This is a genomic window from Kallipyga massiliensis ph2 (assembly GCF_000311985.1).
In the GTDB taxonomy this organism is placed as follows: domain Bacteria; phylum Bacillota; class Clostridia; order Tissierellales; family Peptoniphilaceae; genus Kallipyga; species Kallipyga massiliensis.
Window position 1 is genome coordinate 990,233 of sequence record NZ_HE978585.1, and the last position, 22,358, is coordinate 1,012,590.

At 53.3% G+C, this 22,358-nt stretch carries 22 protein-coding genes, 2 tRNA genes and 1 other annotated feature; of the genes, 23 read left to right on the top strand and 1 reads right to left on the bottom strand.

What is annotated here, in order from left to right; genetic code table 11:
• Positions 1-42: 42 nt before the first annotated feature.
• On the top strand, positions 43-600 hold the full coding sequence (locus HGKM_RS04470) for a metallophosphoesterase family protein (RefSeq protein ID WP_019134145.1): 558 nt from the start codon (positions 43-45) through the stop codon (positions 598-600).
• Here the strand turns inward: HGKM_RS04470 and HGKM_RS04475 are convergent.
• The gene (locus tag HGKM_RS04475) at positions 597-2,459 is read right to left on the bottom strand and encodes an ATP-dependent helicase (protein WP_019134146.1); all 1,863 of its coding nucleotides are present in this window, start codon (positions 2,457-2,459) and stop codon (positions 597-599) included. The genes HGKM_RS04470 and HGKM_RS04475 overlap by 4 nt on opposite strands.
• Before the next feature lie 239 nt (positions 2,460-2,698).
• Between HGKM_RS04475 and HGKM_RS04480 the strand changes: the two genes are divergently transcribed.
• From HGKM_RS04480 to obgE, 22 genes are all read left to right on the top strand, one after another.
• Positions 2,699-2,783, top strand: a tRNA-Leu gene (locus HGKM_RS04480).
• A 44-nt stretch (positions 2,784-2,827) separates the two neighbouring features.
• Entirely contained in the window at positions 2,828-5,485 is a 2,658-nt protein-coding gene (gene polA, locus HGKM_RS04485; protein WP_019134147.1) for a DNA polymerase I, read from the top strand.
• Positions 5,472-6,110: a dephospho-CoA kinase gene (gene coaE / locus HGKM_RS04490; RefSeq protein WP_019134148.1), complete on the top strand. Its 639-nt coding sequence runs from the start codon at positions 5,472-5,474 to the stop codon at positions 6,108-6,110. Before polA ends, coaE begins: the two co-directional genes overlap by 14 nt.
• Positions 6,097-6,756, top strand: a complete 660-nt coding sequence (locus HGKM_RS04495) for a lytic transglycosylase domain-containing protein (RefSeq protein ID WP_019134149.1) — start codon at positions 6,097-6,099, stop codon at positions 6,754-6,756. The genes coaE and HGKM_RS04495 overlap by 14 nt, the downstream gene beginning before the upstream one ends.
• Positions 6,757-6,980: 224 nt before the next feature.
• Positions 6,981-7,065 (top strand) — tRNA-Leu (locus tag HGKM_RS04500).
• A 76-nt stretch (positions 7,066-7,141) separates the two neighbouring features.
• Positions 7,142-8,473 (top strand): electron transport complex subunit RsxC, encoded by a 1,332-nt coding sequence (gene rsxC, locus HGKM_RS04505; protein WP_034578982.1) that lies wholly within the window; start codon positions 7,142-7,144, stop codon positions 8,471-8,473.
• An 11-nt stretch (positions 8,474-8,484) separates the two neighbouring features.
• Complete coding sequence (locus tag HGKM_RS04510; RefSeq protein ID WP_019134151.1) at positions 8,485-9,486, top strand: RnfABCDGE type electron transport complex subunit D; 1,002 nt, start codon at positions 8,485-8,487, stop codon at positions 9,484-9,486.
• On the top strand, positions 9,479-10,048 hold the full coding sequence (locus HGKM_RS04515; protein WP_019134152.1) for an RnfABCDGE type electron transport complex subunit G: 570 nt from the start codon (positions 9,479-9,481) through the stop codon (positions 10,046-10,048). The genes HGKM_RS04510 and HGKM_RS04515 overlap by 8 nt, the downstream gene beginning before the upstream one ends.
• On the top strand, positions 10,048-10,698 hold the full coding sequence (rsxE, locus tag HGKM_RS04520) for an electron transport complex subunit RsxE (RefSeq protein WP_019134153.1): 651 nt from the start codon (positions 10,048-10,050) through the stop codon (positions 10,696-10,698). The genes HGKM_RS04515 and rsxE overlap by 1 nt, the downstream gene beginning before the upstream one ends.
• A complete protein-coding gene (locus tag HGKM_RS04525; protein ID WP_019134154.1) occupies positions 10,698-11,276 on the top strand; it encodes an electron transport complex protein RnfA in 579 nt (192 codons plus the stop codon). The genes rsxE and HGKM_RS04525 overlap by 1 nt, the downstream gene beginning before the upstream one ends.
• Before the next feature lie 10 nt (positions 11,277-11,286).
• Entirely contained in the window at positions 11,287-12,144 is an 858-nt protein-coding gene (locus HGKM_RS04530) for an RnfABCDGE type electron transport complex subunit B (RefSeq protein WP_081585133.1), read from the top strand.
• Positions 12,145-12,382: 238 nt separating this feature from the next.
• Positions 12,383-12,673, top strand: a complete 291-nt coding sequence (locus HGKM_RS08550) for a NusG domain II-containing protein (RefSeq protein WP_081585134.1) — start codon at positions 12,383-12,385, stop codon at positions 12,671-12,673.
• Between the two features lie 9 nt (positions 12,674-12,682).
• On the top strand, positions 12,683-13,189 hold the full coding sequence (locus HGKM_RS04540; protein ID WP_019134158.1) for a Gx transporter family protein: 507 nt from the start codon (positions 12,683-12,685) through the stop codon (positions 13,187-13,189).
• A gap of 30 nt (positions 13,190-13,219) precedes the next feature.
• On the top strand, positions 13,220-13,915 hold the full coding sequence (gene radC / locus HGKM_RS04545) for a RadC family protein (RefSeq protein WP_019134159.1): 696 nt from the start codon (positions 13,220-13,222) through the stop codon (positions 13,913-13,915).
• 168 nt (positions 13,916-14,083) lie between these two features.
• Entirely contained in the window at positions 14,084-15,115 is a 1,032-nt protein-coding gene (mreB, locus tag HGKM_RS04550) for a rod shape-determining protein (protein WP_019134160.1), read from the top strand.
• Complete coding sequence (gene mreC / locus HGKM_RS04555) at positions 15,102-16,016, top strand: rod shape-determining protein MreC (protein WP_019134161.1); 915 nt, start codon at positions 15,102-15,104, stop codon at positions 16,014-16,016. Before mreB ends, mreC begins: the two co-directional genes overlap by 14 nt.
• Positions 16,009-16,509, top strand: a complete 501-nt coding sequence (gene mreD, locus HGKM_RS04560) for a rod shape-determining protein MreD (protein WP_019134162.1) — start codon at positions 16,009-16,011, stop codon at positions 16,507-16,509. The genes mreC and mreD overlap by 8 nt, the downstream gene beginning before the upstream one ends.
• A 35-nt stretch (positions 16,510-16,544) precedes the next feature.
• On the top strand, positions 16,545-19,907 hold the full coding sequence (locus tag HGKM_RS04565) for a penicillin-binding transpeptidase domain-containing protein (protein WP_019134163.1): 3,363 nt from the start codon (positions 16,545-16,547) through the stop codon (positions 19,905-19,907).
• Between the two features lie 34 nt (positions 19,908-19,941).
• Positions 19,942-20,026: a sequence feature (ribosomal protein L21 leader region), on the top strand.
• A gap of 8 nt (positions 20,027-20,034) precedes the next feature.
• A complete protein-coding gene (gene rplU, locus HGKM_RS04570) occupies positions 20,035-20,343 on the top strand; it encodes a 50S ribosomal protein L21 (protein ID WP_019134164.1) in 309 nt (102 codons plus the stop codon).
• Complete coding sequence (locus HGKM_RS04575) at positions 20,343-20,690, top strand: ribosomal-processing cysteine protease Prp (RefSeq protein WP_019134165.1); 348 nt, start codon at positions 20,343-20,345, stop codon at positions 20,688-20,690. Before rplU ends, HGKM_RS04575 begins: the two co-directional genes overlap by 1 nt.
• A 1-nt stretch (position 20,691) precedes the next feature.
• On the top strand, positions 20,692-20,982 hold the full coding sequence (rpmA, locus tag HGKM_RS04580) for a 50S ribosomal protein L27 (protein WP_019134166.1): 291 nt from the start codon (positions 20,692-20,694) through the stop codon (positions 20,980-20,982).
• An 85-nt stretch (positions 20,983-21,067) separates the two neighbouring features.
• The gene (gene obgE / locus HGKM_RS04585; protein ID WP_019134167.1) at positions 21,068-22,342 is read left to right on the top strand and encodes a GTPase ObgE; all 1,275 of its coding nucleotides are present in this window, start codon (positions 21,068-21,070) and stop codon (positions 22,340-22,342) included.
• The last annotated feature ends 16 nt before the right edge of the window (positions 22,343-22,358 follow it).

Here is a 22,358-nt window from a genome sequence, read left to right on the forward strand (position 1 = left end):
AACCGGCTGATTGGTCGGGATATCAATGAGAAGAGGACCTAAATGAATTATTACATCGCCGATTGTCATTTCGGAGATGAGCAAGTCATTGCCTATAGTCGTCGGCCCTTCCACTCTCTGGAGGAGATGGATGAGACCATGGTCAAGAACTGGAACAAGGTAGTCAAAGACTATGACGATGTTTATATCATTGGGGACCTGGTCTCCCGGTCCGAGGACCCCCTTTTTTATCTGGAAAGGCTCAAAGGGAGACTTCACCTGGTTTGTGGGAACCATGATGGCCCCATGTTAAAGGATCCTGCCTGCCGGGACCGTTTTGTCGAAGTCAGCGACTACCTGGTCGTGGAGGACCACAAACACCGGCTTGTCCTCTTCCACTACCCACTGTTGGAATGGGATGGTTATTACTATGGGACCTGGCATCTCTATGGCCATATCCACAACCACCTTTCGGACAACCAGGAGAGGGCCAAGTCTCTCTTTAAAGCCTTGAATTGCGGGGCCGACGTGGTCGGCTTCAAACCTCGAACCTTTGATGAATTAGTGGCGATCAATAAAAAGGACCGGGATCGGGAGAAAAGGCCGGAGGGCTCCGTTTAGGGGGACCTTCTTCCCCGGACTTCCTCAATAAACTGGGAGACCTCCACCTTCCTCCCGTTGACCTCCCGTCTGGCAACCAGGCGGAGCCGATGACGGGCCCGGGTCATGCCTACATAAAAGAGCCGACGCTCTTCTTCCATCAGGCCTGACCCGACCCGGCCCCTCAAGGCCAGGGCGGTTATCGATGGAAATTCGTTTTGCATGAGGTCAATCAACCAAACACTATCGTATTCGAGACCCTTTGCACCATGGATGGTGGAAAGGGTTAGTTTTTCTTGCTTCCGATCCGCCTCCTGCAGGAGGGCCCGGAGCTGGAAGAGCCTTTTTTCCAGGTCGGGAAGAGAGGGGATGGGCCCCGCAATGGAGATCAGGCTCTCCATAACCCGGTCTCCCGTATTAAGGGTCCGCATCCTCATCCGGTTACTTTCCCTCATGTAGTCGCCATAGCCCAAGTGGTCCCGTATTTCTTCCAGGGCTTCTTTGGGTCGGGACTGGCGGATCCGGCGGAAGCCAACCCGGAGTCGGTCCAGCTTGTCCCGGTAAAAGGGGTTTTGGGTTCCATCTAAAGCATCCAAGCGGTCCAAAATGGGAGTCATAGGGTCCATGGACCGGACCTGGAGAAGGAAGTCCTTTTTTAGATAGGCATTGAGTTTGAAGTAGATTCGTTGGAAGCTGTCCAAGTCCGTGGGGTCCATGGCGAAGTGGAGGATATCCAGGACATCTCGAAGGACGGGGTGGGTGAAAAACCTTCCGTCATTTCCCTTGGCTCGGAAGCCAATCCCCATCCGGGCCAGGCGGTCGGCCAGGGCGACCATGGAGATGTTATTTCGAAAGAGGATAGCTCCGTCGCCCAGGGCCAGGTCCTCTTTAATTTTCTTACCAATCAGATCAAGTTCCTTTTCCAGGTTGCTTTTAATATAGACCCGAATTTTTTCTTCTCCCTCCCGGGTGGCCTGGGCTTCCTTGACATACCGGTTCTTATTTCCCTGGATCAGCCGGCTGGAAACCGCAACAATATTGGGGGTGGACCGGTAATTGTCCTCCATCTTGATGATCTTGGCCTGGGGGTAGGTCTCCTTGAAATGAAGGAGGTAAAGAGGTGAAGCCCCACGGAAGCCATAGATGGACTGGTCATCGTCTGCTACCATGAGGAGGTTATTTCGGGGTAGGCAGATTCTTTGGATGATTTCCAGCTGGACTCGGGAGGTGTCCTGGGCCTCATCGACCTGGAGGTAGGTGAAACGGTCCTGGAGAGCCTTGAGGATCTCCGGCTCCCTTTCTAGAATTTCCAGAGTTCGGACCAGCATATCATCGAAATCGATCAGGTTTCTTTCCCGCTTGAAGGCCTCATATTGGGCGGAAATTTTCAGGAAGTGGGGGAGGCTGTCACCGGTTTCCTTTTTAAAAGTGGAATAGGAAACCAGGGCGTTTTTCAGATAGCCGTCCACCCGGAAAAAATCATCCAGCTCGCCTTCCCGGGGAGGCCGTCCCAAACAAGTTCGGTAGATGGAGGCGAGGAGGTCATACTTGTTCCAATTTTCCGACCCCTCAATCAGGTCGATCCGGGCTCCCTTCATTTGGGCAAAGGCCTGGATGATCCGGTAGCAAAAAGCGTGGATGGTGGAAAAGGTGGGGGAGGGTCTGCCGCCATAGAATTTTTGAAAACGCCTTTCCAGGTCCATGGCCTGGAGGCGGGAAAAAGTAATGGTGGCAATCTCTCGGGCCTGGATCCCGGAAGCCAATAGCCGGTCGACCCGCTCCAGGAGTACGGTTGTTTTTCCTGCGCCGGGAACGGCTAGGACCAGGCAGGGCCCCTCTTTATGAGAGATAACCTCTTGTTGTGGTCGGGTGAATTCCATACATCCTCCTCTTGGTGTCCGGGAAGTCGGGCCCTATCCGTGTAGGGAGCCGGGACTTCGGGTAGGTATATCTTACTCAAGATGGCGGGGGCCTGGCAAGAGCGGATAGATGAATGAGGGAAAGTGGGATGGCTTCCATCCACCTTGGTCCCTTGCTGAAAAGGTATAGGACGCCCGGAAATCCAATTTTCTAAAAATAATTGCATTCAATCTTCAACTTTGTTACACTGATTCGGTAAGCTGGTGTGTCGGAATTGGCAGACGAGACAGACTCAAAATCTGTTGCTGTTATGCAGCGTGTGGGTTCAAGTCCCACCACCAGCATGAAACCACGTCAGTTGACGTGGTATTTTTTTTAAGGAGGAAGTATGGCCAGGAATAAACGCTTCTTAATGATTGACGGATCATCTCTGCTTTTCCGCGCCTTTTATGCCATCCGGGACCTGAGGACCCAGGACGGGGTCTATACCAACGGGGTCTACGGTTTTATGACCATGTTCTGGAAGGCCATGGAAGAGATCCATCCGGACTACGTCCTCGTGGCCTTTGACCGCTCCGAGCCCACCTTCCGCAGCCAAATCTATGCGGAGTATAAGGGAACCCGCCAGGCCATGCCACCTGAACTGGGACCTCAATTTGGCATGGTCAAGGACATCCTCCGGGCCCTTTCCATCAAGACCATCGATAAGGAAGGCTACGAGGCCGATGACATCATCGGGACCATGTCCAAGCGGGCTGAAAAAGAAGGGGTGGAGTCTATCCTCCTGACCGGGGACCGGGACTATTTTCAGCTGGTTTCAGACCTGACCACTGTCCATTATACGAAACGAGGGATCAGCCAGGTGGAAGAGGTGGATCCCCAATACATCATGGAGAAATACCAGGTCAGCCCTCCTGCCCTGATCGAGATCAAGGGGCTTCAGGGGGACTCCTCCGACAACATCCCCGGAGTTCCCGGTGTAGGAGAAAAAACAGCCATTAAGCTGGTTAAGGAATTTTCCACCATTGAAAAGATCTATGAAAATATCGATCAGGTGTCGGGGAAGAAACTTCGGGAGAATCTTTTAGACAACAAGGACCAGGCCTTCCTCTCCCGGCAACTGGGGGAGATCTTTCGGGATATGCCCTTGGAAGAAAACCGAGAAGACTTTCGACCCGGAGATCCTGACCGGGAGGAGCTGGTAGAGATCTTTAGCCGACTGGAATTTCGAACCTTTGCCGACCGCTATTCTCTGGATGATAAAAAAAGAGAAATTCTGAGTTTTTCCACCAAGGAGATTGCCCCCCCGGCCTGGCCCGGTCTGGCTAAAAAGCTGGCCAAGCTGGAGAAGACCTCATTTGCTATCCTGGGGGATGGAGAAAACTATATCCATGCCAAACCGGTCTATGCCTGCTTCCAATGTGGACAGGAGGCCCTCCTCCTGGATCTGGATGGCCGGGAAGAAGCCTTCAGGGAAAGCTTTAGCCCCCTCTTTTCGGGGGAGGGCCCCCTCCTTCTTGCCTATGATATTAAGGAATCCATGGTCCTTCTAAAAAAGATGGGCCTGGACTTTACCGCTGATTACCGGGATATCATGCTTATGGAATACCTTTTGGACCCCACCCGGTCTTCTTATGAGATCGACAACCTGGCTCAGCGGATTTCCGGGATTTCCATTCTCTCCCGCCGGAACCTCTTGGGAAAGGGGGCTAAGCGCAAGGAGTTCAACCAGATCCCCCGACAGGACCTGATGGATTATGTCGGGGGCCTTCTCCGGGTAGTCATGGAAGGGGAGGATAAGCTCTGGGCGGAGATCAAAGAGATGAAGATGGACCGGCTCTATTTGGAGATCGAGAACCCCCTGGCCCAGGTCCTTGCCCACATGGAAATTACAGGAGTAGCCGTGGATAAGGCTAAGCTGGATGCCTTGGATAAGGAATATTCCCACCGGCTCAAGGAGATGGAAGAGGAAATCTACGATTATGCCGGGAGGACCTTTAACATCAATTCTTCCCAGCAGCTCTCCGACCTCCTCTTTGTGGACCTAGGTCTTCCTCCGGGAAAGAAAACCAAGACCGGATATTCCACGGCCAAGGATGTTCTGGAAGGCTTGGTGGATGCTCATCCCATTATTCCCGCTATTCTGGAATACCGGATGCTGTCCAAGCTCATGTCCACCTATGTCGACGGCTTCCGCCCCTATATCGATCCGGACGGCCGGGTCCGGTCCCAATTCAAGCAAAATGTGGCGGCTACAGGTCGCCTATCCTCCACCGAACCTAACCTTCAAAACATCCCTGTCCGAACGGAAGAGGGGCGGAAGCTCAGGGCCGTCTTTGTAGCGGAGGAAGGGGAGTTATTGGTGGATGCGGACTATTCCCAGATTGAGCTCCGGGTCCTGGCCTCCCTTTCCGGAGACCCCACTATGATCCGCTCCTTCAAGGAAGGTCATGATATCCATACTAAGACGGCCTCGGAAATCCTGGGCAAGGATCCCGACCAAGTCACAGCGAACGAACGTTCATCCGCCAAGGCGGTCAACTTCGGCATTATCTATGGAATCTCTGACTACGGCCTTTCACAGAACCTGGGAATCAGCCGCCAGGCGGCCAAGGAATACATTGACGGCTATAAAGCCACCTATCCGGAGATCCAAAACTACATGACCAATATCGTGGAGGAAGCCAAGGAAAAGGGTTATGTGGAGACCCACTACGGTCGTCGACGGACAGTCCCTGAATTGGCCTCATCCAACTTCAACGTCCGATCCTTTGGAGAGCGAATTGCCCTAAACACCCCCATCCAAGGGACAGCAGCGGATATTATCAAGCTGGCCATGATCAAGGTGGACCGGGCCCTCCAGGACGATGGAGGAAAGGCCCGTTTGGTCCTCCAAATCCACGATGAGCTGATTGTGGAAGTGGAAGAAAGCCAGGCTGAGACCATGGCGAAAAAGATTAAAAAGATCATGGAAGAGGTCTCCGACCTGGCGGTTAACCTCCTGGCAGATACCAACATAGGGAAGTCCTGGTATGAAGCTAAATAGGACTAGGCGGATCGGCCTGACGGGGGGCATCGCTTCGGGTAAGTCCTCCTGTACGGCCTATTTGATCCGGGAGGGCTACAGGGTTTTGGATGGTGACAAGCTTGCCCACCGGCTCATGGCCCCTGGACAGGAGGCCTTTCGGGCTTTGGTGGAATTCTTTGGACCCGGTATTTTGGATGATGACGGATTTTTAGATCGAAGGAAATTGGGAGACCTGGTTTTCCAAAATCCCCAAGCTCTGGCTCAACTTAACGCCCTGACCCACCCCCTGATTTACCGGGAGCTGGAAAGGGAGGCGGTCTTGGCTGAAGAAGAGGGAGTCAAAGACGACCTCCTCTTCTTCGACCTCCCTCTCCTTTTTGAGACCTGGGACAGGGCAAAGGCCTTGGCCTTCGATTCCATCTGGCTCGTTGTTGCCCCGGAGGACGTTCGGATTCGCCGGATGGGCGAAAGAGATGGCTTGACTTCCGAGGAGGCCAGGGCCAGAATCCGGGCCCAGATGGGGGATGATCAAAAAATCCCGAAGTCGGACCAAATCATATATAATGAAAGAGGGCTAAGGGCCCTTTATGAGAACATCCAACAAGCCCTTGTTTTGGAGAGAAACCACCATGAAATTTCTTAGAAAACTGCTCAAACACTTACTGATCTTGCTCTTGATTGTCAGCCTGCTTACCCTGGCCGGGTCCTACGCCATGTCCTATCTCGGAACCGCCAACTATCCGGTCCGCTATGGACGGGAGATCGAGGAAGTGGCCAAAGAAGAAAACCTGGACCCCCGCCTTGTCGCCGCCATCATCAAAACGGAGTCGGACTTCCGGGCGGATGTTATTGCTAAGGATGGGGGATTGGGGCTCATGCAGCTTATGCCCGAGACGGCAAAAGAAATGTGCAAGGAGGTCGGCATAGACTATTCGGAAGAGGCCGTCCTTGACCCCGTCACCAACATCAGGTTGGGCTGCCACCACTTGGCTTCCCTGATCCAAAAGTATCAGAACCGTCACCTGGCGGCTGCGGCCTATAACGTCGGCCACACTAAGGTGAATCAATGGCTGGAGGAGGGAACCATCACCTGGGAATTGGAATCGATGAAGAAGATTCCCGTTCCCATCACCCAAAAGTACGTCCAAAAAGTGGATAAGGCCTTTTCGATTTATTCCGTATTTTATCCGGACCAGCTGCCGGAGGATACGGGGAAAATGAACCGGTTCGGTCTGGCCTGGACGAATTTGTGCCGGACGGCCAATTGGGCCCACCAAAAAGTTAAATAAGATCCCAAGAAAAAAGGGTCAAGAAGAGCCGGGCCGATTGCCCGGCTCTTCCTATCGTACAAATTTTTTATTAGGCTTGAAGAATTTGAGAATTAAATATAGAATAAATGGAGTTCAAACAAACGAATGGCTGGGGAGTTTATTTTTTTGTTGGCATATTCTTAAATAACTTGTCAGACTTTCTATTTGTGTTATAATAGTCAAGTCGCTATATTTTTTTGCATGCAGAAGTGGTGGAACTGGCAGACACGCCATCTTGAGGGGGTGGTGAGCCAAAAGCTCTTGTGGGTTCGAATCCCATCTTCTGCATCCTTTTAGGCGGAGAACGGCTTGACCCGTTCTCCGCCATTTTTTATTTAAAAGGTAGATGAGAGGAGTGTGGCAAATGAAACTCGAAAATTTGACTTTCCGAGGCGGTACGCATATCGAAGAGTTCAAGGAACTATCGAGTGGTTCGCTTCCAAGCCCCATGCCTGCACCGGGAAAGGTGACCCTCACCATGTCCCAACATATCGGTGCGCCGGCTAAACCCCTGGTAAAGAAGGGGGATGAGGTCAAAATGGGCCAGAAGATCGCAGAGGCAGGTGGCTTCGTCTCCGCCCCGGTTCATTCTTCGGTCTCGGGCACAGTACTTGGAATCGTGAACTACCGTTCGGCAACCGGTCAACTGGTTCAGGCCATCGAAATTGAGAACGATGGTCAGGACAGCCTGGGTTATGAAGAGGTGGACCGGTCTAAGGATGATCTCTCGGTAGAGGAGATGCTGGATTACATAAAAGAAGCCGGCATCGTCGGCATGGGCGGGGCCGGATTCCCGACCCACGTCAAGCTCCAGCCGCCCAAGGATACCCCGGTTGACACCATCATTATTAACGGTGCTGAATGTGAACCCTATTTAACCTGTGATGATGTCACCATGCGGACCAAACCGGAAAAGATTGTCGCCGGACTGGCTTTAATGATGAAGATTGCCGGTGCAAAAAAAGGCTTTATTGCGATCGAAGACAACAAGCCGGATGCCATCGCTGCTGTGGAAAAGGCCTTGGAAGGCAAGGGAGAGAACATGGCCCTGGCCGTCCTGAAGACCAAGTACCCCCAGGGCGATGAAAAGCGGATCATTACCGCTGTCACCGGACGGGAGGTCCCCATGGGAGGCCTGCCTGCCGCTGTTGGCTGCATTGTCGATAACGTGGGAACCACTTGCGCCATTGTCGACGCGGTGTATTATGGAAAGCCCCTATATGAGCGCGTGGTGACCGTCACCGGGCACGCTTTAAATGAACCCAAGAACCTGGTTGTCCGTTTCGGAACCACTATCGGCGAAGTCCTGGACTATGCCGGGGGATTGGCCACGGAAGCCGGAAAAATCATCTTTGGCGGCCCCATGATGGGAGTGGCCCAGGCCAGCGTGGATTCGGTCACGGACAAACGGAACAACGGAATCCTCGTTTTGACGAAGGAAGAAGCGGAGCCCCAGAGGATCGATCCCTGCATCCGCTGCAACCGTTGCGTGGAAGTTTGCCCGGTCTTCCTTGAACCCCTGATCATTGCCTCCGCCTCCAAGATGGAGAACTGGGATATTGCCCAGGCCAATGATGTCACGGCCTGCATCGAATGCGGGTCATGCTCTTATATCTGTCCCTCTCACCGTCCTCTGACTGAATTGATCCGCTTTGGGAAGCAAGAAGTCATGGCGATGAACCGGAAGAAAAAGTAGAGGAGGATTTCATGCCAAACGTAAATACTCCTGTCCAGGAAGGGTCCCTCTTGAAGGTGACCTCCTCGCCGCATGTGCGGACGGAGGACTCCATCCAGCGGATCATGCTCGATGTCATCATCGCCATGGTTCCGGCGATTGTTGCCTCCTGTGTCTTCTTCGGCTTTGCCGCCATTTCACTGATCGCTGTTTGTGTGATCGCTGCTGTGGCTGCGGAAGCCCTTTGTCAGAAGGTCATGGGTCGGAGGGTTTCCATTGACGACCTCTCCGCTGTGGTAACCGGAATTCTATTAGCCTTTAACCTTCCTGCAGGTTTCCCCCTTTGGAAAGCAGCCGTCGGCGCTGTCTTCTCCATCGTCGTTGTTAAACAGCTCTTTGGCGGACTCGGTTCTAACTTCATGAACCCCGCTCTTGCCGGTCGTGCTTTCCTCCTGGCCCAATGGGGCAAGGAAATGACAGCTACTCCCCTGCCCTTTAAGGCAGATACCCTGTCCGGTCCAACCCCCCTGGCAGCCATCAAGGCCATCCAAGGCGGCGCTGCTTCCGGTGATGTCGTCGTCCCCAGCCTCATGGATTTATTCCTGGGTAAAGTGCCCGGTATGTTGGGTGAAGTTTCCGCTGCTGCCCTCTTACTCGGTGCGATTTACTTATTGATTCGTGGCGTTATCCAACTCCGGATCCCCTTGGCCTACATTGGCTCCTTTGCTGTCTTTACCTTCATTTTCGGCATGATCAATGGAACTAACGGTCTAGGCGACATTCCTTATCAGATCCTCTCCGGTGGATTGATCCTGGGTGCTTTCTTTATGGCGACCGACTACGCCTCCAGCCCTGTCACTTCAAAAGGCCAGCTTATCTTCGGCTTGGGTGCGGGCTTCCTGACCGCCTTGATCCGAAACTTCGGAGGCTACCCGGAAGGTGTATCCTACGCTATTCTCTTAATGAACGTTGCCACACCGCTGATTGACAAGTTCGTAAAGAATAAAACATTTGGGAGGGTGAAAGATGAATAAGTCTATTCAATATGCCATTCGACTCCTTATTATTTGTGCAGTGGCGACCCTGATCCTTGCTTATACCAACTCCCAGACGGCTCCGGTCATCGCTGAACGGCAAAAACAAGAAACCATCGCGGCCTACAAAAAGGTCTTTCCGGATGCGGAAGAGGTCCAGCCGGTTGGCGATGATTCTCTTCTCAACAAGCACATTCTTGACATCCAGGAAGCCAAGGTTGGGGGAGAAACTAAGGGTTATATTTTCAACGTGGAATCCCCAAGTGGTTATGACGGCCCGGTTACTTATGTTGTTGGAGTAACAACGGATGGAGCAGTAACAGGCTTCCAAGTTATCAGCCAAACAGAGACCAAGGGCTTTGGTGCCGCTGTTGCGGATGACGCCTATGCCCAAGCCATGGTCGGTTCCATTCTGACGGGTGAAATCAAGCGCGGTGAAAGTGCCGGCGAATCAACTATTCCTGGCCTTTCCGGTGCGACCAAGACCACCAATGCTGTTCTGGGGGGGATGAATGAAGTCTCCCGGGTCCTGGGTCAATTGAGTGGAAGTGAGGCTAAGTAATGAGTAAAAAGACATTATTTACCGACGGTATCCTGAAAAACAACCCCGTTCTGGTTCAGCTGATCGGCCTTTGCTCCGTTCTCGCTGTATCCACAGAAGCCATCAACGCCCTGGGTATGGGAATCTCCCTCCTCTTGGTTTTGACCGCTTCCAACGTGGTTATTTCCCTCCTCCGTAATTTTATTCCTGATGAAATTCGTATCCCTTCCTTTATCGTGGTTGTGGCCTCCTTTGTTACCATCCTGGAGATGGCCCTCCATGCCTTTGTTCCCGACCTTTATAATGCCCTGGGGATTTTCCTGCCCCTGATCGTTGTAAACTGCATTATTTTGGGCCGGGCAGAAGCCTTCGCCTACAAAAATGGTGTGGTGGATTCTCTGATCGATGGTCTGGGCAACGGCTTTGGCTATACCTTGGTCATCACCGCTGTCGCCATTGTCCGTGAGTTGTTGGGCAACGGGTCCTTCTTCGGCATGTCATTCATTCCCGAAGACTATGTCCTGCCCTTCTTCCAACAACCCGCTTCTGCCTACATCATCCTGGGCATCTTTATTGCCCTGACAACCTATAACCGGCAGAAGAGAAGAGAAGAGGAACTGGCCAAGCCGGTAGAACCGGACCTGTCGGCCATTGAGAGAGGAGAAGCATAATGCAAAATATTCCTATGATTGTCTTCTCGACGATTTTCATTAATAACTATGTTTTCGCCCAGTTCCTTGGGATCTGCCCCTCCATCGGTGTCACCAATAAGGTGGAATCCGCCCTGGGTATGGGGATGGCGGTCACCTTTGTGGTGACCTTTGCATCGGCCATCACCTGGTTGATTGATACTTATCTTCTTCAACCCAACCTGATCTACCTCCGGACCATCGCCTTTATTTTGGTGATTGCAACCCTGGTTCAAATCGTTGAGATGTTCCTGAAGAAGTCTGCACCGGGCCTCTATGGCGCCCTGGGCATCTACCTCCCCTTGATTACGACCAACTGCATGGTTCTGGGTGTTGCCCTATTGAACGTTCAAACCGGTTACGGCCTCATTGAAACCATCTTCTCCGGTCTCTCCGCCGCCATCGGTTTCTTCATGGCCATCGTCCTTCTCGCTGCAATCCGTGAGCGCTATGACATTAACGACCAAATCCCCAAGGCCTTCCGCAATGTTCCTATGGCCATGATCACCTTGGGCCTGATGTCCATCGCCTTCTCCGGATTCTCCGGAATGTTTGGATAAGGAGGAGACAATGGATCAATTAATTCAGCCAGTTATAATCATGTCCATCCTCGGTGCTCTCTTTGCTATAATGCTGGGGGTTGTTTCAAAACTCACCTATATTGAGGTGGATCCCAAGATCACCCAGGTCCGGGAAGCTCTTCCCGGAGCCAACTGTGGTGCCTGCGGCTATCCCGGTTGCGACAATATGGCGGAAGCCATTGCTACGGGCAAGGCTCCCGTTAACGGATGCCCTGTCGGCGGAGAGAAGTCGGCTGCCGCTATTGCTGCCATCATGGGAACGGATGCTTCCGCCTCCCAGCGGATGGTGGCCTCCGTCCTCTGCCAGGGGGACAAGGACCACACCCGTGAACTCTTCGACTATTCCGGCGTGGACGATTGCCGGGTCATGACCAAGTCATATGGGGGCTGCAAGTCCTGCCTCTACGGCTGCCTGGGCTGCAGAACCTGCCAGAAGGTCTGTGATTACGGAGCCATTAAGATGGTCAACGGCCTTGCCACCATCGATCAGGAAAAGTGTGTGGCCTGCATGAAGTGCATCAACACTTGCCCCAAGCACATCATCAACCTGGTTCCCTACCATGCACCGGCTTTGGTTAAGTGCTCCAACCCCGAATTCGGCAAGCCAGTTTCCGGAAACTGCTCCATCGGCTGCATCGGTTGCTCACTCTGCACCCGACAGGCTCCCGAGGAGTTCGTCATGGAGGGCAAGCTGGCCCGGCCCAGCTTCCATGAAGGCTATGACATGGAAAAAGCTCAAACCGCTGCAGACAAGTGCCCCGGCAAGTGCATTGTCCTGGATCCCCATCCGGACGTCAATGCGGTCATTCCCGAGGATGAATCCGAAGTGGAAGTAGCCAGCAAATAAGAGATAAAGAAAAATCCCTTCTTCCTTGCGAAGAAGGGATTTTTTTGGACTTTTTGGCCCGCCTCCCTTTCTTGAAAGGGAGGCTTTCCTTTGCTAGAATGAGTCAGAAAGTGGGGATAATTATGAAAAAAGAACACTGGATGACGAAAGCGGACCTTCTCCTCATCTTGCTCTTAGTGGGGGGGAGCCTCTTTTTTCTCATTGAACCCATCTTCCGGAGCCGGGACCTTGACCAGCGATGGCTGTCTGTCCAGGTGGATGGAAAGCTGGTGGACGAAATTCCTTTAGACCAAAACAAAGAAAAAAAACATATACCTACCGAACTGAATTCGGGACCAACATCATCCAAATTGATCATGGCCAAGCCTTCGTTTCCGAGGCGGACTGCCCGGACAAGCTATGCATGCGCCAGGGAAAGATTTCCCGGCCGGGAGCCATGATCGTCTGCCTCCCCAACCGATTTGTCGTGGAAGTGAAATCGAAGGGACCGGAAGGCAATCCTGACCATCCGGATATCATCTTGCATTAGGAGGCCTTCATGAAAATAAGAAAAATGGTCTTTGTGGCCCTCCTGACCTCCTTGGCCCTGGTGATTTCTTTATTCGAGCACTATTTTCCCGTCCCGGTAGGCATACCCGGCGCCAAGTTGGGCCTATCCAACCTGGTCATCCTGACGGCCATCGCCGCCTTTGGGCCCAAAGAAGGCTTTACCATTGCCATCCTCAAGTCCTTTCTCCTTATGTTACTGACAGGGGCAGTGACCTCTTTTTTCTACTCTCTGGCGGGTTCCGTCCTGTCTTCCCTGGTCATGAGCCTGGCTATCCGCTTCCTGGTCCCCCCGCTATCCCTGGTAGGGGTCAGTGAGCTGGGGGCCTTTAGCCATAACCTGGGCCAGGTCCTGGTGGCTTCCTTTGTCCTGGAAAATTCGTCCATCTTCTACTACCTTCCCATCATGACCCTGGTGGGAGCGGCTTCCGGCCTCTTTATCGGCCTGGCTGCCCGCCAGGTGACCGGCCATCTGATGAAAGTCTACCGGTCATACTAGTTCCGGCTCCTCCTTGAGGAGGAAGCCCAAATGAAGGAAAAATCACGGAATTTAACCATTAAAGAATATCCCAGCCACGACCGTCCTATGGAAAAGCTGGTAGGACGGGGGAAAGAAGCCCTTTCTGATGAGGAACTCCTGGCCATCCTGATCGGATCCGGGACTCCTTCCCGAAACGCTCTGGAGGTGGCGGACGCCATCTTGAGGCGGGACAAGCTGAGGACCTGGATCCTGACCGCCACGGTGGAAGAGCTGACCGACTTCGACGGAGTGGGTCGGACCAAGGCCTGCCGGATCATTGCCGGTTTGGAACTCGGCAAGCGGCTGACCTCTGCCCGGTCCTTCCAGGCCATGTCCCTCTCCAGCCCACGGACCGTCTTCAACTACCTGTCCACCCTCTTTCAGGGGGAAAAGCAGGAGCGTTTCATCTGCCTCTATTTGGATGCCCAAAATCGCCCCTTCCGCCAGAGTCTCATTTCCCTGGGCACCCTGACCCAGACCCTGGTCCATCCCAGGGAGGTTTTTCGAGGGGCCATCCGGTCCGGGGCCAACGCCATCCTGGTCGCCCACAACCACCCCTCGGGGGACCCGGAGCCTTCCTGGGAGGATATCTCTATCACCAAGCGCCTCCGGGAAGTCGGCGACATCGTAGGGATCCCCCTCATCGACCATATGGTCATCGGAGAAAAGGCCTATGTTTCCATGAAGGAAAGAAAAATCTTATAAAAGACCAAAAGATCCAGGCCAAGGTCTGGATTTTTTGCTGAAAGAAACACAGGATCTCCTCAATCCATTACAATAAAAGGGAAGATATGAGATACAATAATAAGAACGTCACAGGGTCGGGCCGACCGGCCCCGGATGATTGAGGAAAAGATAGGGGAGTCACCATTTATGAAATACTTTCGCATCCTAGCACCCGATATCGCCATCGATATGGGTTCAGCCAACACCCTGGTCGCCAGGATTGATAAGGGAATCATCCTCCGCGAGCCGACGGTTGTTGCCCTGGACCTGGATAAAAAAGAAGTGATTACCGTGGGACAGGCCGCTAAGGACCTGATCGGGAAGTCGCCGGACAATGTCATCGCCATCCGCCCCCTCCGGGACGGAGTGATTTCCGATTTTGAACTGACCCAGGCCCTGCTGGAATACTATATCCGCAAGGCCAGCCCGGGCATCTCCATGGTCGCCCCCCGGGTAGCTATCTCCATCCCTTCAGGGGCCACCGACGTGGAGCAGAGGGCCCTCCAGGACGCTGTCCTCCAGTCAGGCTCCCGGGATGTCATTTTAATTGAGGAGCCCGTGGCCTCTGCTTATGGGGCCCGCCTGATCGACCCCGACCGGCCCAGCCAGGCCGCCTTGATCGTGGACCTGGGGGCAGGCACGGCCGAGTCCGCCATCGTCACGGGCTACGGAGTCATCACCTCTGAACTCCTCATGAAAGGTGGGGAAGACCTGGACAACCGGATTAAGAACCGTCTTAAGGAAAGCTATAACCTCATCATTGGAGATAATACGGCAGAGAATATTAAAAACGGGATCGCTTCCTTCCGCAAGGAAAAGCAGACCACGGCTATGGAAGTGGGTGGCCGGGATGCCCTCTCCGGCATGCCCCGGTCGGTGGATATCTATGCCTCGGATCTTTATGAGGACTTGGTTGCCTATGCCGGCGACCTCATCGACACCATCCGTCGGACAGTGGAGAAGACTCCGCCGGAAGTGGCCTCTGACGTGATCAGCCGGGGTATCCACCTGACCGGGGGGCTGGCCCTCCTCGACGGGATCGGCGACTACCTCCAGGAGACCCTCCTCATGCCGGTCCATATTTCCAAGACGCCTTCAGAAGACGCCATCCAAGGCTCTCTGATTATCATGAAAAAGCTGGATAAAGACCTAAAGGGGAAGAAAAATGATTCGATATAAAAGAAAAAAGAAGTCCTATTCTTTTATCATCACCTTAGGTCTTCTTATCCTCTTAATTCTCTTTTCCCAGAGAAACCCCCAGACTTCCGCCCTCCCATCCAAGATCCTCAATACAGTGATCTCACCGGTTAATTCCGTCTTCTATACCGTCTCCCAGTCCGCCCAGGACCTCTATGACCGGGTCTTTGGGGACCGGGCCAGCCAGGCCAAAATTGACCAGCTGGTGAAGGAAAACAAGGCCCTAGAGGAAAAGGTTCAGCGCCTGGGCAGTGTGGTGGCGGATTCTGAGGTTCTCAAGGAATCGGCCCGCCTACGTGCCCTGAATCCGGATAAGATGGTGGCTGCCCATGTCTCCGGCATGGACCCCTCTAATCACTTTGTCCGCTTCACCATCAACAAAGGGATGGTGTCAGGGATTAGGGAGGGAGATGTGGTCATCGAAGGGGTGAAAACGGAAGACGGCTATTCTTCAGCAGGATTGGTGGGCAAGGTGGTGGAAGTCGGCCCCAACTATGCCAAGGTCTCTTCTCTGATGGACCAGGCCAACAATGTTTCCGTTCTTTTTGCCGAATCCACTGGCTACGGGATCATCAATTCCCGGGATGCCGAATCCTTTTTCGGCTATCTTTTGGACCCCTCCACCCCGGTCAAAGAAGGGGAAGCGGTGGTCAGCTCCGGCATGGGAGGCGTTTATCCCCGGGGCATCTATGTGGGCAAGGTTTCCAAGGTGGAAACGGCTAAAGACGGATTGACTAAAAATGTGGCCATCCGGTCCGTCATCGATTTTAACCGCCTCTATGACCTCTTGGTCTTCCATCCGGAGGACCCCATCCATACCGGAGAGGGAGAGCCCTCTGCTGACAAGCCCGTTTCCGGCGACCAAGGAGGCAACAATGAATAAAAAACGCTTTGTTTTGGTGATCCTGGTAAGCCAGATTCTCCAGGCAACCATTCTCTCTCGCCTGGAAATCTTGGGAGCCAGCCCCAATATCAATATCCCCTTGACTATCGTCCTGGCCATCTTTTATGGGCCGGTATGGGCGGGCTACACCGGTCTGGGCCTGGGCCTTCTGGAAGATATTATGTTCGCCCCCGTCCTCGGTGTTCAAGCCCTCATCTACTTTCTCCTGGGAAGCTTGGTGGGCAAGTCCATGAAAAACACTGCCAACCGGCTCCCAACCGGCCTTTTAGTGACAGTCCTGGCTACGCTTTTCCGCTGGCTCATCTCCAGCCTGATCTACCTGGTCCTTCGGATCCCCTTTACCTATATTCACTACTGGAAGGGTCCCCTGCTGGCCGAATGCCTCTTAAACGGCATCCTTTACCTCCTGGTCCTATTTGCCTTATCACGGGCCATTCCCTCCCGTCCTATCCGGAAATTTACCGGCCTTTAATTCCGACGGATCCCGCAATTAGTTAGGTTGTAACCATGAAAAAGACCCGCAATGTTCGCTCCAATATCATTATTGCTCTCCTTTTCATCCTCATGGGTGCCCTGGTCTGGAAACTTTTCGACCTCATGATCCTGAATGGGGACTACTATCGGAAGATTTCCGCTTCTAAGCGGACCAAGGAAATCCAAATTACCGCGCCTAGAGGGAATATCTATGACCGAAATGGGGTCCTCTTGGCAGGAACTCGGATCTCCTATGCGGTCCAGTCCTACAAGGATGAGTTCTTGGACCTGGATAAAGAAGAGAGGAACCAAACCCTCTCCCAGCTGGTCCTTTATATGGACGGGGATGGGGTGGATTATTTAGATGAATTCCCCCTTTCCTCTTATATTTTCTGCTACAAGGATCCCGAGGATTACTTTAAAGAATCCATGACCCCCCAAAGCCTGGCGGAAAAGACCATGATTGATAAGGGACTGACCGACGAGTGGCTGAAAAAGGTCTATCAATACAAGGGTAAGGAGGGGACTTACCGGGTTTCCATTGCAGACCGTGCCCTCAAGGCCTTTTCCCTCAAGGGGCATGCCCTGCCCTTGCACATAGCTGAAGGAGAGGGAAACCGGCTGGTTTTTGACAAGGAAAACCCCAAGTATGACCAATTTGTAGAGGCAGGGAAGATTAAGAATTCCGACGACCCCATGGCCTTCCTGTCCGATATGGTCAAGGAAAATCCCACCATTTTGACCCAAATCATGGGCCATCCTGCCGCCCGAAAAATGGCCTTTGAACTTATGCAAGAAAAAAAGGCGGAGGGGAAACTGACCCTGTCTCCCTATGCCTTCACCTATAAAGAAGCCCTCCTCCGAAAGAAGGGGATCTTCCACCAGCGCTTTCCCCGGGTGACGGAGACCTCTACGGCCAAGGAGGACTTTACCACCATGGTCATGGCTTCAGCCTTGAAGGACTTCCTGACTTCCATGGCGGTAGGGGAGGAGAATAATTTTGAAATTCCTGCAGAAGCCCTAATCAACCAACTGACCCCCTTGGAGAAGTCCCTCAACCTCAACTACCGAATCCAGCCGGATGCCAAGTCGGTATCGATCGAATATGAAAAAACCGAGGATACGGAAGAAAAGCCCCTGGACCGGCTCATCCGCTTGGCCAAGGCCCATAATCTTTTGGAAGACCTCATCGTCGACGATCACTTCAAGGGCCTGGCCCAGGATGCTCTCTTCGGAGCGGGTCTCTATCCGGGCATCGATATTAAAAAATGGACTTATGGATTGGAAAAAGACCATGCCGACTTCCTCAAGCGCTACAAGCTGGAGGACATGGGGCCGGAGATGGCTTTTCCCACCCTTTTGGAGAAAAGAAGCCTGCCTACCACCGGCGATGCCATTTGGGACTACGGGAAGCTGGTCACGGAAGGCCGGATCATCTGGCAGGCGGACTACGCCTACACCCCGGTCAACCTTTGTTATGAGCTTTCCCCCAGAGCTGTGGCAAAGATCCAGGAGAATATCCCTGACCTGACCGGGATCATGGTCTCCCGGGAATCCATCCGCTTCTATCCTAACGGCAGCCTGGCCTCCCACGTCCTGGGTTACATTGGGAAAATCGCCAGCGAGGCCGAAGTACAGAAGTTCATCAAAGAGAAGAAATACCAGCCCAATGAGCTGGTGGGAAAGACCGGGGTGGAGGAGGCCTTTGAGGACACCCTCCACGGGGTCAACGGCAAGCAGGTGGTCATGATCGATTCCAATGGGAACCGGACGGAGACCCTCTCTCGGACGGAACCCAAGGCCGGAAACAACCTCTACCTGACCATTGACGCCAACTTCCAGCGTCAGTCGGAGGAGATCATCAAAAACGGTCTCATCTCCATCAAGCACGGCCTGACCTACCAATCCCCATGGGGGAACTACAGCGGAATCACCCGGTCCTCCAGTTTGAATTCCGGCTCCTCCATTTCTGTTGACCCCAAGACAGGTGAGCTTCTTTCCATGGTCTCCTATCCGGACTATGACCCCAACTTCTTCGTCACCGGGATTTCCCAATCCGACTGGAAGAGGTTGAATGATGAGGAAAACCCGGATGAAAACAAGCCTAAGCCCCTCCTCAACCTAACCACACAATCTGCTGTCCAGCCGGGATCCATCTTTAAGTCTGTTGTGGGGATTTCCAGCGTGGAGCACGGCTTAAACCCCCGTGCGACAGTCAACTGCACCGGCTATATGGATATCGGGGACCAGCGCTTCCGCTGCTGGATCTTCCACCAGGGAGGGTCCCACGGCCCCATGAATCTTTATTCGGCTCTCCGGGAATCCTGCAACTACTACTTTTACGTTCTTGGCCTGGGCTACGATCCCAAGGGCAATGCTGCCCCCGATTTCAAGCTGGAGATTGATGAGCTGGGGCAGACCGCCAGGGAATTGGGGATGGACCGGCCGTCCGGGCTGGAAATCAACATCCCCCGAGAGGCCCCTTCATCCATTCCTTCAAAGGATAAGAAGGTAGCCTTGTCCAAGACCCTTCTTCGCCGGTTTTTGGATGCCAACCTGGCCAATTACAAAAAGGAGGGATTAAAGAAGAATCCATCCATCATTAAAGAAGACAGCCAGCGGATTCTGGCTTGGTTGGATGAGGAAAAACCCATTTCAAGAAATGCCGTCATTGAGCGTTTGGATGAACTGGGCTATGACCCCATGACCCCCTTGGAAGGGGAAAGGGAGGGCCTGGCCGACATCCTGAAGTATTCCTATTTCAACCAGATTCAATGGACTTCGGCTGACTCAGTCAACACCATGATCGGCCAGGGCCAGAACGCTTATTCTCCTGTGACCATGCTTAAGGTGGATCAGACCATAGCCAACCTGGGTCAGTCCTATGATTTCACCCTGGTGCGGGAAATTCGAGGTTCTGACAACAAGACCATGGTATACAAGCAATCGCCCAAGAAGCAGGAAGCGAAGATTCCTGCCCAGGTCTTTAAAGAGGTCCAGGAAGGGATGAGGCAGGCTTCGGCCAGCTTCTACCGGGTCAATAACACGGTCCCCTTCCACCTGGCCCACAAGACCGGGACAGCCACCCGGGAGCAGATCGACCCCAGGACAGGGCGATACTACGCCCCTTATTGTTGGATCATGGGCTTTGCTCCTTTTGAAGACCCCAAGATTGCCACGGTCATTTTCTACCCGGTAGGGGACTCTTCCGTCAACGCCGTCCCCATCCTCAGGGACCATGCGGCTGCCTACCTGAAGGCCGACCCCTCCAACGAATCCTATAATCCAGCTGCCTATTCAGGCTATTCCACCTATGAGCCCATGAAGGCCAGGAACATTGATGTCCAGGAGGTGAAACCGGGGGATAGTGAAGAAAGCCCCAACCTTGCAGAATAGGCCTTGTCCACCGAGGGAAATTCTGCTATAATTACTTGATGTGTAACCGCTCAGAAGAGGTTTCCAGTAAATTGAGAGATTTCTCCTCAATACCTCCATTGGCGAGTCTAACAGAACGGAGAAAGCTATGTACGCAGTTATTAAAACCGGTGGTAAGCAATACCAAGTTGAGGAAGGCCAAGTCCTGCGGATTGAAAAGGTCAAGGGCGAAGTGGGCGACAAGATTGCCCTGGACCAGGTTTTGGTCATCGGGGGCGACAGCCTGAAAGTGGGTAAGCCCTTCCTTGAAGGAGCCAAGGTCGAAGCCACGATCAAGGCCCAGGATAAGGCAAAGAAAGTCATTGTCGGCAAATTTAAGGCGAAAAAAGGTTATAAGAGAAAACAGGGTCACCGTCAGCCCTACACCCTGATCTCCATCGATCAAATCCAGGGCTAATGATCCGGCTGACATTCTTCTCCGACCCGACCTCCTCCCGGAGGACCTACCGGGGCTTTCAGATGAGGGGACATGCGGACGCCGGTCCCCATGGTCAAGACCTCGTCTGCTGTGCCGCTTCCACCCTTGCCATCGGAACGGTGAATGCCCTCCAGGAAGTCCTTGGACTGGAAGGGATAAGGGTCGAGTTTGAAGAAGGAAAGATGGATGTCTTCCTCTCTGACAAGGAAGGTCAATCCACCATCCCATACAGTAATTTTGCTTTGGAGGCCTTCCATTTCAATATGAAAGAGCTGGCCAAAGAGCACCCTGAATCTATTAACATTCAATATAGAAAGGACCTTTAAGATGAAATTTTATCTTCAACTTTTCTCTTCGAAGAAGGGAGTTTCTTCATCCAAAAACGGCCGTGATTCCCAATCCAAGCGCCTGGGCGTCAAGAAGCATGACGGCGTTGTCGTCAAGCCCGGTCAGATCATTGTTCGCCAACGCGGCACCCGGATCCATCCCGGACTGGGCGTAAAGCGGGGCGGGGATGACACCCTCTTTGCTGTTGCTCCCGGCATTGTCCGCTTTGAGACAGCCGGAAAGAAGAAGACAGTATCCGTCTACCCCATTGAAGAAGTTGCCACTGCCTAAGCCGAACCGGGCAGAGGATGAAAGGAGTCGCCTTGGCGGCTCCTTTTCTTAATTGTTCCCAGACCCTGACCAAAGAGGAGGGCCTATGTTTATTGACAAAGCAAGCATACAACTGAAGGCGGGAAGGGGAGGCGATGGCGCTATCTCCTGGAGGAGGGAAGCCTTCATTCCTTCTGGAGGCCCCGACGGGGGTGACGGAGGGAGGGGAGGATCCATATATTTTATGGCCGATAACAATGTCGCCACCCTCCTGGACTTTAAGTATAAGAGGACCTACAAGGCGGAGTCGGGCATGAACGGAATGGGAAAGAAGATGGCCGGAAAGTCGGGCCAGGACCTTTACCTCAAGGTCCCGGTCGGTACGGTCATCCGGGAAAAAGAATCCCTCCTTCCCATCGCCGACCTGACCGAAGACGGAGAGACCTTCCTGGCCGTCAAAGGCGGACGGGGAGGAAAGGGGAATACCCATTTCAAGAATTCCGTTCGCCAGGCTCCCCGATTCGCCATCCCCGGCCAGCATGGCCAGGAGTTGGGCGTAGTTTTGGAAGTCAAGCTCATTGCGGATGTGGGACTGGTAGGCTTGCCCAATGTGGGAAAGTCCACCATCCTCTCCATCCTCTCCAATGCCCGGCCCAAGATTGCCAACTACCACTTCACCACCCTTTCACCCAACTTGGGCGTGGTGGATATCGACCACGACCTTTCCTTTGTCCTGGCGGATATTCCCGGCTTGGTGGAAGGAGCCTCATCCGGGGCGGGCCTGGGGGATGACTTCCTTCGCCACATCGAGCGAACCCGGGTTTTAGTCCATGTCCTGGACATGGCCGGATCTGAGGGAAGGGACCCCTACCAGGACTACCTCCTCATTCAAGAGGAACTGGCTTCCTATAACGAAGCCCTTCCTGACCGGGTCAAGATCATTGTAGCCAACAAGATGGACCTGCCCGGTGGGGAAGAGGGCTTGACCCGTTTCAAAGGGGAAATCGGGGAGACATCCGCCCGGATCCTCCCCCTTTCCGCAGCGACCACCCAAGGCATTAAAGAGCTCAAATACGCCATTGCCGATGCCTTGGAGGGCCTCCCCCGAACCCTGGCTTCCTTTGATGAGGACCTGGTGGACGTCAACCAGTTCTTCAAGCGGGATGAGGGCATTACGGTGGAGCGGAAGGAGGATACAATTTTTGTCACCGGGGAACCGGTGAAAGATCTGGTCCGACGCCTCATCATCACCGACGAAGGGTCCGTTCGCTTCTTTGAACGTCGCCTGGAGGATATGGGGGTCATGGACCAAATTCGAGAAAAAAATCCCACAGAAAATGATACGATTGATGTGGAAGGATTTCAGTTTGATTGGCTGTAAAGCAAGAAGGAGGAAA

Excerpts from the sequence above, each read along its gene's own strand:
- HGKM_RS04470 (WP_019134145.1), top strand. The coding sequence starts at position 43 with ATGAATTATTACATCGCCGATTGTCATTTCGGAGATGAGCAAGTCATT.
- HGKM_RS04475 (WP_019134146.1), bottom strand. The coding sequence starts at position 2,459 with ATGGAATTCACCCGACCACAACAAGAGGTTATCTCTCATAAAGAGGGG.
- polA (WP_019134147.1), top strand. The coding sequence starts at position 2,828 with ATGGCCAGGAATAAACGCTTCTTAATGATTGACGGATCATCTCTGCTT.
- coaE (WP_019134148.1), top strand. The coding sequence starts at position 5,472 with ATGAAGCTAAATAGGACTAGGCGGATCGGCCTGACGGGGGGCATCGCT.
- HGKM_RS04495 (WP_019134149.1), top strand. The coding sequence starts at position 6,097 with ATGAAATTTCTTAGAAAACTGCTCAAACACTTACTGATCTTGCTCTTG.
- rsxC (WP_034578982.1), top strand. The coding sequence starts at position 7,142 with ATGAAACTCGAAAATTTGACTTTCCGAGGCGGTACGCATATCGAAGAG.
- HGKM_RS04510 (WP_019134151.1), top strand. The coding sequence starts at position 8,485 with ATGCCAAACGTAAATACTCCTGTCCAGGAAGGGTCCCTCTTGAAGGTG.
- HGKM_RS04515 (WP_019134152.1), top strand. The coding sequence starts at position 9,479 with ATGAATAAGTCTATTCAATATGCCATTCGACTCCTTATTATTTGTGCA.
- rsxE (WP_019134153.1), top strand. The coding sequence starts at position 10,048 with ATGAGTAAAAAGACATTATTTACCGACGGTATCCTGAAAAACAACCCC.
- HGKM_RS04525 (WP_019134154.1), top strand. The coding sequence starts at position 10,698 with ATGCAAAATATTCCTATGATTGTCTTCTCGACGATTTTCATTAATAAC.
- HGKM_RS04530 (WP_081585133.1), top strand. The coding sequence starts at position 11,287 with ATGGATCAATTAATTCAGCCAGTTATAATCATGTCCATCCTCGGTGCT.
- HGKM_RS08550 (WP_081585134.1), top strand. The coding sequence starts at position 12,383 with ATGGCTGTCTGTCCAGGTGGATGGAAAGCTGGTGGACGAAATTCCTTT.
- HGKM_RS04540 (WP_019134158.1), top strand. The coding sequence starts at position 12,683 with ATGAAAATAAGAAAAATGGTCTTTGTGGCCCTCCTGACCTCCTTGGCC.
- radC (WP_019134159.1), top strand. The coding sequence starts at position 13,220 with ATGAAGGAAAAATCACGGAATTTAACCATTAAAGAATATCCCAGCCAC.
- mreB (WP_019134160.1), top strand. The coding sequence starts at position 14,084 with ATGAAATACTTTCGCATCCTAGCACCCGATATCGCCATCGATATGGGT.
- mreC (WP_019134161.1), top strand. The coding sequence starts at position 15,102 with ATGATTCGATATAAAAGAAAAAAGAAGTCCTATTCTTTTATCATCACC.
- mreD (WP_019134162.1), top strand. The coding sequence starts at position 16,009 with ATGAATAAAAAACGCTTTGTTTTGGTGATCCTGGTAAGCCAGATTCTC.
- HGKM_RS04565 (WP_019134163.1), top strand. The coding sequence starts at position 16,545 with ATGAAAAAGACCCGCAATGTTCGCTCCAATATCATTATTGCTCTCCTT.
- rplU (WP_019134164.1), top strand. The coding sequence starts at position 20,035 with ATGTACGCAGTTATTAAAACCGGTGGTAAGCAATACCAAGTTGAGGAA.
- HGKM_RS04575 (WP_019134165.1), top strand. The coding sequence starts at position 20,343 with ATGATCCGGCTGACATTCTTCTCCGACCCGACCTCCTCCCGGAGGACC.
- rpmA (WP_019134166.1), top strand. The coding sequence starts at position 20,692 with ATGAAATTTTATCTTCAACTTTTCTCTTCGAAGAAGGGAGTTTCTTCA.
- obgE (WP_019134167.1), top strand. The coding sequence starts at position 21,068 with ATGTTTATTGACAAAGCAAGCATACAACTGAAGGCGGGAAGGGGAGGC.